This is a genomic window from Candidatus Pelagadaptatus aseana, assembly GCF_040362265.1.
In the GTDB taxonomy this organism is placed as follows: domain Bacteria; phylum Pseudomonadota; class Gammaproteobacteria; order Pseudomonadales; family Cellvibrionaceae; genus Pelagadaptatus; species Pelagadaptatus aseana.
In genome coordinates this window covers 181,123-188,995 of sequence record NZ_BAABNJ010000008.1, presented here as the reverse complement: position 1 = coordinate 188,995, position 7,873 = coordinate 181,123, and the positions used below count along the sequence as shown (strand labels likewise).

Below are 7,873 nucleotides of genomic sequence, written 5' to 3'. Positions count from 1 at the left end.
ACATGATCCAGGTTGAGTTGAACGGTGATACCATTCAGTACCCAACCAAGGGTCGTCACGGTGGTTCCAAGGTTTACATGCAGCCTGCATCTCAGGGTACTGGTGTAATTGCCGGCGGTGCCATGCGCTCCGTACTGGAACTGGCTGGTGTACAGAACGTACTGGCTAAGTGTTACGGTTCTACTACCCCTGTGAACATCGTACGTGCTACCTTCCAAGCTCTGAAAGAAATGGCTTCTCCAGAGTCTGTAGCAGCGCGTCGCGGTAAGAGCGTAGAAGAAATCACAAACTAATCAGCTTCGGCTGGTTAGTTTAATTAGAACCATAGTTGGAATAGAACCATGGCTAAGAAAATGATTAAAGTGACTCAGGTGAAAAGCGTTGCTGGCCGCCTGAAGAATCACAAAGCCTGCGTTGCCGGCCTGGGCCTGCGTCGCATTGGTCACACCGTTGAAGTTGAAGATACTCCTTCTGTTCGCGGCATGATCAACAAAGTTAATTATCTGGTTAAGGTAGAGGGTGAATAAGATGCGTCTGAATACGCTGAGTCCCGCTCCGGGCCGTACTCACAGCAAAAAGCGCGTTGGTCGCGGTATCGGTAGTGGTGTTGGTAAAACTGCTGGTCGTGGTCACAAAGGTTTGAAGTCCCGTTCAGGCGGTTCTGTTAAGCCGGGTTTTGAAGGCGGTCAAATGCCTTTGCAGAAGCGCTTGCCGAAGTTTGGTTTCACTTCCCGTATTGGTCGTGTAACTGCTGAAGTACGTACTTCCGAGCTGAACCTGATTGAAGGTGAAGTTGTAGATCTGGAAACCTTGAAGCAAGCCGATGTAATCAGCAACAACATGAAGCGAGCCAAGATCTTCTTGTCTGGTGAAGTGAAGAAGGCTGTTACTGTTAAAGGTTTGGCTGTAACCAAGGGCGCTAAAGCAGCCATCGAAGCTGCTGGCGGTAAAGTAGAAGACTAATTCATTAGTTAAAAAAGGTGAGGTGGCAATGGCAACTAATATGCCATTAGCAAACCAGAAAGGATTAGGCGAGCTTTGGGCTCGCCTTCGTTTTCTTTTTCTGGCCATTATTGTCTATCGTGTTGGTACCCATATTCCAGTACCTGGTATAGATCCTGATCAGATCGCAAACCTGTTTAATGCAAATCAGGGAACCATCCTTGGTTTGTTTAATATGTTTTCAGGTGGCGCTTTGGAACGCATGAGTATTCTGGCGTTGGGTATTATGCCCTATATTTCTGCCTCGATTATCATGCAGTTGATGTCTGCTGTGACGCCAAGCCTTGAGCAGCTGAAGAAAGAAGGTGACGCTGGTCGACGGAAGATTAACCAATATACCCGTTATTTAACGGTGGTTCTGGCTTTGGTTCAGGGCATTGGTATGTCGGTTGGTTTTTCTGGCCAGGCTTACATGACCGGCTTTAGCTTCTACTTCATTGCGGTTACCTCGCTGGTTGCCGGCGCTGTATTTATGATGTGGTTGGGCGAGCAAATTACCGAGCGTGGTATCGGCAACGGTATTTCAATGCTGATCTTTGCGGGTATTGTCGCGGGCTTGCCTAGTGCTGTTGGTCAAGCGTTTGAAAGTGCTCGACAAGGTGATTTGCACATCTTGGTATTACTGGGTGTGACTATTCTGGCCGTTGCCATTATTTGGTTTGTGGTGCGCATGGAACGTGGTCAGCGCCGGATTACCGTTAATTATGCGAAACGTCAGCAAGGCCGTAAGGTGTTTGCCGCGCAGAGCAGTCACTTGCCATTGAAGGTTAATATGGCAGGTGTTATCCCGGCAATTTTTGCTTCAAGTATCCTGTTGTTCCCAGCGTCGATCGCACAGTGGTTCGGCCAGGGTGGCGAAGGTGCCGGCAGTGAGTTTTTGCAGGAGTTGGCACTGGCGATCGGCCCGGGTCAGCCTCTGAACTTTATTTTGTTTGCAGCTCTGATCATCTTCTTCTGTTTCTTCTATACAGCGTTGATGTTCAATCCGAAAGAAGTTGCTGACAATCTGAAAAAATCCGGTGCGTATATCCCTGGTATTCGCCCCGGTGAGCAGACTGCTAAATATATCGATAATGTTTTGACCCGTTTGACTGTGGTTGGCGCTATCTATATCGCGGCGGTCTGTTTGTTGCCACAGTTCCTGGTAGTAGCTACTAACGTACCTTTCTATCTGGGTGGCACCTCACTACTGATTGTTGTGGTAGTGGTAATGGACTTTATGTCCCAAGTGCAGTCACATCTGATGTCTCATCAGTATGATTCACTAATGAAGAAAGCAAACCTCAAAGGCTATGGATCTAGCAGGTAATTTCCTGTATGATTTGCGGCCGCTGATTTAGTAGGTGATTTGAAACATGAAAGTTCGTGCTTCAGTTAAGAAGATTTGCCGAAACTGCAAAGTTGTACGTCGTAAAGGTGTTCTGCGAGTAATCTGCAGCGCCGAGCCTCGTCACAAGCAGCGTCAAGGCTAAGCAACAGGTCACACTGTTGCATGGGGGCGTTGACTGTCGCGCGGTGAGAAATCGCCGCGCTATTGCTATTTAGTGCCTTTGTAGCTATCCTTTCGCGCCTTAATTTGGCGAGGGTGGCTGCAGGTGCTGTCAACGCTGCAATATATAGATATACGTGGAGTAAAGTAGATGGCCCGTATTGCTGGTGTCAACATACCAGATAACAAACACGCCGTTATTTCCCTGACTTATGTTTACGGAATCGGTCCAACCAGTGCGAAGCAAATCTGTGCTGCTACAAATGTCGCTGAGAATGCCAAAATTGGTGATCTGAGCGAGGAGCAGATTGATGCACTTCGTGGCGAAGTGGCGAAATTCACCGTTGAAGGTGATCTTCGTCGTGAAGTGTCAATGAGTATTAAGCGTCTGATGGATCTCGGTTGCTACCGTGGTTTGCGTCACCGCCGCAGTCTGCCCGTTCGCGGTCAGCGCAGCAAGACCAATGCTCGTACCCGCAAGGGACCTCGTAAACCAATTAAGAAGTAAGAATTTATTTCTTATTACTTTGTAACGATATAAGTTAGGAAGAATTGCTATGGCCAAGCCAGGTAATAAATCAACTGGTCGTAAGAAAGTTAAAAAGACTGTGGTAGATGGCGTTGCCCACATCCACGCTTCTTTCAATAATACGATCGTAACGATCACTGATCGTCAGGGTAACACCCTGAGCTGGGCAACTGCAGGTGGCTCCGGCTTCCGTGGTTCCCGTAAAAGCACCCCGTTCGCGGCGCAGGTTGCAGCTGAGCGCGCTGGTGAAGCAGCTAAAGAATATGGTCTGAAGAACCTGGACGTTGAAGTTAAAGGTCCTGGCCCAGGTCGTGAGTCTGCTGTTCGCGCTCTGAACAATGTTGGTTATAAGATTACCAACATCACTGACGTCACGCCGATTCCTCATAACGGCTGTCGTCCGCCGAAGAAACGTCGTGTATAAGGGGGCTTAGAAAATGGCACGTTATATTGGACCAACTTGTAAGCTGTCTCGTCGTGAAGGAACTGACCTGTTCCTGAAGAGCGGTGTACGTCCTCTGGACTCAAAATGTAAAGCTGAAAACGCTCCTGGTCAGCACGGTGTCCGTCGAGGTCGTCTGTCTGACTACGGTGTTCAGCTTCGTGAAAAACAAAAAGTTCGTCGTACCTACGGCGTACTGGAAAAGCAATTCCGCAGCTACTACAAAGAAGCGGCTCGTCTGAAAGGTGCAACCGGTGAAAACCTGCTGCAACTGCTGGAGCGTCGTTTGGATAACGTAGTATATCGCATGGGCTTTGGCTCTACTCGCGCGGAAAGTCGTCAGCTGGTTTCTCACAAATCCATTACTGTTAATGGTCAGGTAGTTAACATTCCTTCTTTCCAGGTGAAAGTAGGTGATGTTGTCGCTGTTCGTGAGAAGTCTAAAAATCAGCTGCGCATTCAGCAAGCTCTGACTCTGGCCGGTAATCGCGCTGAAGTTGAGTGGGTAGATGTAAACGCCGATAAGAAAGAGGGCACCTTTAAGCGTGTTCCTGATCGTGCGGATCTGCCAGCAGAAATTAACGAAAACCTCATCGTAGAACTTTACTCTAAGTAAGGTAAATCACTAAAGGTGTGAGTATGCAGAGTGCTGTAAACGAGTTTTTGACCCCGCGTCATATCGACGTTACCGAGATTGATTCTACCCGTGCAAAAGTGGTTTTAGAGCCGCTCGAGCGTGGCTTTGGTCATACTCTGGGTAACGCGCTGCGTCGCATCCTTCTGTCTTCTATGCCTGGTTGCGCGATTACAGAAGTTGAGATTGATGGTGTACTGCATGAGTACAGTGCCATTGAAGGTGTGCAGGAAGATGTTATCGAGATCCTGCTGAACCTGAAGGGTGTTGCTATCGTCATGCATGGCAAAGACAGCGCTGTTCTGTCCGTCAGCAAGAAAGGCCCCGGTGTTGTTACCGCTGGTGATATTCAGGTAGATCACGAAGTTGAGATCATGAACCCTGAGCATGTTATTGCCAATGTAACCGGTGATATTGATCTGAACATGAAGTTGACCGTTGCTCGCGGTCGCGGTTATCAGCCAGCTGATGCCCGTCGTAGCGACGATGATGAAACTCGTGCAATTGGCCGTCTGCAGCTGGACGCCACTTACAGCCCTGTACAGCGTCTGGCTTACAGTGTTGAAAGTGCTCGTGTGGAGCAGCGCACTGACTTGGACAAGCTGGTTTTGGATCTGGAAACCAACGGTACCATCGATCCAGAAGAAGCTATCCGTCGTGCGGCTACCATCCTGCAGCAGCAACTGGCAGTGTTTGTTGATCTGGAAAGCGAAAGCCAGGCTGAGCCTGAGCAGAAAGAAGAAGAGGTTGATCCTGTTCTGCTGCGTCCGGTCGATGATCTGGAGCTGACTGTACGTTCCGCTAACTGTCTGAAAGCAGAAAACATCTACTACATTGGTGACCTTATTCAGCGTACCGAAGTCGAGCTTCTCAAGACTCCGAACCTGGGTAAAAAGTCTCTTACCGAGATTAAAGACATTCTGGCTTCTCGCGGTTTGTCACTTGGTATGCGCTTGGAAAACTGGCCTCCAGCCAGTCTGAAAAGCGACGATTAATTGATTGAGATGGCCGCGTTGGCACGTTTAGCGCGGCTGGTATTTTAAAGATTACTGAAGCTTATCTTCAGCAATCGAAAAGAAAGGATTTAGAGTTATGCGTCATCGTCATAGTGGCCGTCAGCTGAATCGCAACAGTTCTCACCGTAAAGCCATGTTTAAGAACATGACTATCTCTCTGGTTGAGCACGAGTTGATCAAAACTACACTGGCCAAAGCCAAAGAACTGCGCACCGTTGCAGAACCTTTGATTACCCTGTCCAAAAACGACAGTGTTGCTAACCGTCGTCTGGCTTTCAGTCGTTTGGGCAACAAAGCTGCTGTAGGCAAATTGTTCCAAGAGTTGGGTCCTCGTTACCAAGCTCGTCCTGGTGGTTATATCCGCATTCTGAAATGTGGTTACCGCGCAGGTGACAAAGCGCCAATGGCTTATGTTGAACTGGTTGATCGTCCAGTTGCGGCTGAGGCAGTTGAAGAAGATTGATATCTTTTTCACTCAGGCATAAAAAAACCGGCTATTAGCCGGTTTTTTTATGCCTGAAATTTTGCGTCTTAGTGTGAAAACTCAGGGGGTTGGTTGATGTCCATTTGTTCTGGTTTTAGCTCGAGAATGGCATAGCGTTTCCAGACTTCTTTTTCGACAAATAATTTAAATATGTCAGGGTCGAGATGCTGATCGGCCACCATATTATTCATAATTTTGAGAGCGGTTCCGATTTTCATAGGGTCTTTGTAAGGCCGCTCACTTGCCGTTAAAGCTTCAAATACATCGGCAATGGCCATCATTCGCGCAGGTATGGATAACTGTTCCCGTGTGAGGCCTTTAGGAAAGCCTGTGCCATCCATGCGTTCATGATGACCGCAGGCATACTCAGGTACACGCTTTAACTTTTCGGGAAAAGGCAGTGATTCCAGCATGTCTACCGTGACCACCATATGATCATTGATGATCTGTCGCTCTTCGTTTGTCAGCGTGCCCTTGGCAATGCATAGGTTGTACACTTCATCATCATCCAGTAGCGGCTGTGGATTGCCATTCGCATCGATCCAGCTCTGGGTTGCCAACTGCTTGATGCGGTCTTGCTTTTCAGGGGCCATGTACTCGCCGCCCTTGTTGCAAGTCACTAAAAAAGCCAGGTCTTCATCCAGTTGACTCAAGGAATTATCGAGCTTGATCTTGAGGTCATCTGTAAATTCCGGGTTGTTAAGTAGCTGCTTGTAGTGATCTCTTTCGAGTTGCGCTCTTTTGCTGGAAAACCTGGCTTTAATAAGTTCAATGCGATCACTCATTAGGTGAAGCTTGGTGGATTTGTCCAATACGCTGTCAGGTGTGGCGAGTTTGCCGCAGTCGTGTAGCCAGGACGCCACGCTGAGTTCGTACCAGTCATCTTCATTGAGATGAAAGTCCCGGAAGGTGCCAGTATCCTCACAGGCGGCTTGAGCGATCATTTCCGTCAGCAGCGGAATGCGCTGACAGTGGGCGGATGTATGTGGTGATTTGGCGTCGATTGCTTTGGCGATGCATCTGATAAAGGCATCCAGTAACTCTTTCAGGTCTTTTACCAGCAACTGATTATTGAGGCCTATGGCTGCATAATTGGCCAGAGCTGTAATCAATTGAATGGATCTGTCTGAAAAGCCCGTCGTTATTCCGTCTTGAGTCGTTTTGGCGTTAATCAGCTGTAGAACGCCAATAACATCGCCGTCGTGATTGAGTAATGGTTCTACCAGAAAAGACTGAGAGCGATAATCAAACTGTTGATCGAAACTTTTGGTGCCGCTGAAATCGTAGTTTTTATCTCGGTATGCGTCTTCTATGACAATGGTCTGCTTTAAATGAACGCTGGCGCTGGCGACGTTATTGAGATTTGGCTCGCCATCGCGGGTAAACAATGAAACCTGATTGTCCGGCAGAATTTCAGGTCGCTTGCTGGAATCCAGATTTAAGCTGTCATTGATTAGAAATTCGAAGCTCAGGGTTTTACTTTGGTCTTGGCCTTTAACCAGATACAAGGTTCCTGCGTCGGCGTTGGCGAAATGTTTGGCTTCACGCAAAATTCGCTCGATTAACGCCTGAGTGTTGGGCTCAGCAGAAAGCTCGACTAAAAGATTCCTCTGTTGGTCGATAAGAATTTGCCGGTCCAGTGCCGAGGCGGCAAAGTCGGCAAATATACTCATGGCGATTTCATCTGTAGATGAAAAGCTCGTCAGTTGATTCTGTTCATCACGGGCATTGATAAGCTGAAAAACACCCAATACACCATCGTGCTTGTGGTGGCTAATCGGGATACAGAGGATAGATTCGGTGGTGTAGTTATGGTCACGGTCGAATAAATAGGTGCCAGTAAAATCCTGTTCGGAATAGCGATAAATATCTGGAATGTTGACTGTGCAATTGTTGTGATAACTGTAGCTGGAGGCGTTGGTTGAATCTGGGATGCCGTTGTCATAAAGCGGGATATGTGGAATATCGCTTTCACTGGCAAAGGCGTTGGTGCTGATGTTGAGTTTGTGGTTGATGAACAGTGAGTGTTTCAGGTGTTGTTGCGAACCGTTCGTCTGTGACAGATAAAGGGTGCCGCCTTCTGCGTTGGTCAGCTCAAGTGCTGCGTCAAGCAGGACTTTACATAAACCCTCAACGTCGTGTTCATGAGCAATATCCTGTGCGGTGGCGAGAATAAAGCGCAGGGTCTCGTTAGTCAGGGAGCTACTATCTGTGGGGCTCAAAGCAAAAGTCCTGTGATTTGGCTGAATGCCAGTTTCTACTGTGTTGGGCTATAGC

At 48.1% G+C, this 7,873-nt stretch carries 10 protein-coding genes and 1 pseudogene; 10 read left to right on the top strand and 1 reads right to left on the bottom strand.

The features are described from left to right. From ACPXV9_RS13430 to rplQ, 10 genes and pseudogenes are all read left to right on the top strand, one after another. Positions 1-293, top strand: a pseudogene (locus tag ACPXV9_RS13430) (30S ribosomal protein S5); the annotation flags it as partial. A 48-nt stretch (positions 294-341) separates the two neighbouring features. After that, positions 342-527, top strand: coding sequence for a 50S ribosomal protein L30 (gene rpmD, locus ACPXV9_RS13425; RefSeq protein ID WP_423898004.1), 186 nt, complete (start codon positions 342-344; stop codon positions 525-527). A gap of 1 nt (position 528) precedes the next feature. After that, a complete protein-coding gene (gene rplO, locus ACPXV9_RS13420) occupies positions 529-963 on the top strand; it encodes a 50S ribosomal protein L15 (protein ID WP_423898001.1) in 435 nt (144 codons plus the stop codon). Between the two features lie 28 nt (positions 964-991). Further along, complete coding sequence (gene secY / locus ACPXV9_RS13415) at positions 992-2,311, top strand: preprotein translocase subunit SecY (protein ID WP_423897999.1); 1,320 nt, start codon at positions 992-994, stop codon at positions 2,309-2,311. A gap of 46 nt (positions 2,312-2,357) precedes the next feature. Next, positions 2,358-2,474: a 50S ribosomal protein L36 gene (gene rpmJ / locus ACPXV9_RS13410; protein WP_142929828.1), complete on the top strand. Its 117-nt coding sequence runs from the start codon at positions 2,358-2,360 to the stop codon at positions 2,472-2,474. Positions 2,475-2,642: 168 nt separating this feature from the next. Beyond that, complete coding sequence (gene rpsM / locus ACPXV9_RS13405; RefSeq protein WP_423897998.1) at positions 2,643-2,999, top strand: 30S ribosomal protein S13; 357 nt, start codon at positions 2,643-2,645, stop codon at positions 2,997-2,999. Positions 3,000-3,048: 49 nt separating this feature from the next. After that, positions 3,049-3,444 (top strand): 30S ribosomal protein S11, encoded by a 396-nt coding sequence (rpsK, locus tag ACPXV9_RS13400; RefSeq protein WP_423897995.1) that lies wholly within the window; start codon positions 3,049-3,051, stop codon positions 3,442-3,444. A gap of 13 nt (positions 3,445-3,457) precedes the next feature. Beyond that, entirely contained in the window at positions 3,458-4,078 is a 621-nt protein-coding gene (gene rpsD, locus ACPXV9_RS13395; RefSeq protein ID WP_423897992.1) for a 30S ribosomal protein S4, read from the top strand. A 23-nt stretch (positions 4,079-4,101) separates the two neighbouring features. After that, positions 4,102-5,091 (top strand): DNA-directed RNA polymerase subunit alpha, encoded by a 990-nt coding sequence (locus tag ACPXV9_RS13390; RefSeq protein WP_423897990.1) that lies wholly within the window; start codon positions 4,102-4,104, stop codon positions 5,089-5,091. A gap of 97 nt (positions 5,092-5,188) precedes the next feature. Further along, positions 5,189-5,575, top strand: a complete 387-nt coding sequence (rplQ, locus tag ACPXV9_RS13385) for a 50S ribosomal protein L17 (protein ID WP_423897988.1) — start codon at positions 5,189-5,191, stop codon at positions 5,573-5,575. Between the two features lie 68 nt (positions 5,576-5,643). Here rplQ and ACPXV9_RS13380 read toward each other — a convergent pair whose 3' ends face one another. Then, positions 5,644-7,818, bottom strand: coding sequence for an HD domain-containing phosphohydrolase (locus ACPXV9_RS13380; protein WP_423897986.1), 2,175 nt, complete (start codon positions 7,816-7,818; stop codon positions 5,644-5,646). Positions 7,819-7,873: the final 55 nt, after the last annotated feature.

Excerpts from the sequence above, each read along its gene's own strand:
- rpmD (WP_423898004.1), top strand. The coding sequence starts at position 342 with ATGGCTAAGAAAATGATTAAAGTGACTCAGGTGAAAAGCGTTGCTGGC.
- rpsK (WP_423897995.1), top strand. The coding sequence starts at position 3,049 with ATGGCCAAGCCAGGTAATAAATCAACTGGTCGTAAGAAAGTTAAAAAG.
- secY (WP_423897999.1), top strand. The coding sequence starts at position 992 with ATGGCAACTAATATGCCATTAGCAAACCAGAAAGGATTAGGCGAGCTT.
- rpsD (WP_423897992.1), top strand. The coding sequence starts at position 3,458 with ATGGCACGTTATATTGGACCAACTTGTAAGCTGTCTCGTCGTGAAGGA.
- rplQ (WP_423897988.1), top strand. The coding sequence starts at position 5,189 with ATGCGTCATCGTCATAGTGGCCGTCAGCTGAATCGCAACAGTTCTCAC.
- ACPXV9_RS13390 (WP_423897990.1), top strand. The coding sequence starts at position 4,102 with ATGCAGAGTGCTGTAAACGAGTTTTTGACCCCGCGTCATATCGACGTT.
- rplO (WP_423898001.1), top strand. The coding sequence starts at position 529 with ATGCGTCTGAATACGCTGAGTCCCGCTCCGGGCCGTACTCACAGCAAA.
- rpsM (WP_423897998.1), top strand. The coding sequence starts at position 2,643 with ATGGCCCGTATTGCTGGTGTCAACATACCAGATAACAAACACGCCGTT.
- rpmJ (WP_142929828.1), top strand. The coding sequence starts at position 2,358 with ATGAAAGTTCGTGCTTCAGTTAAGAAGATTTGCCGAAACTGCAAAGTT.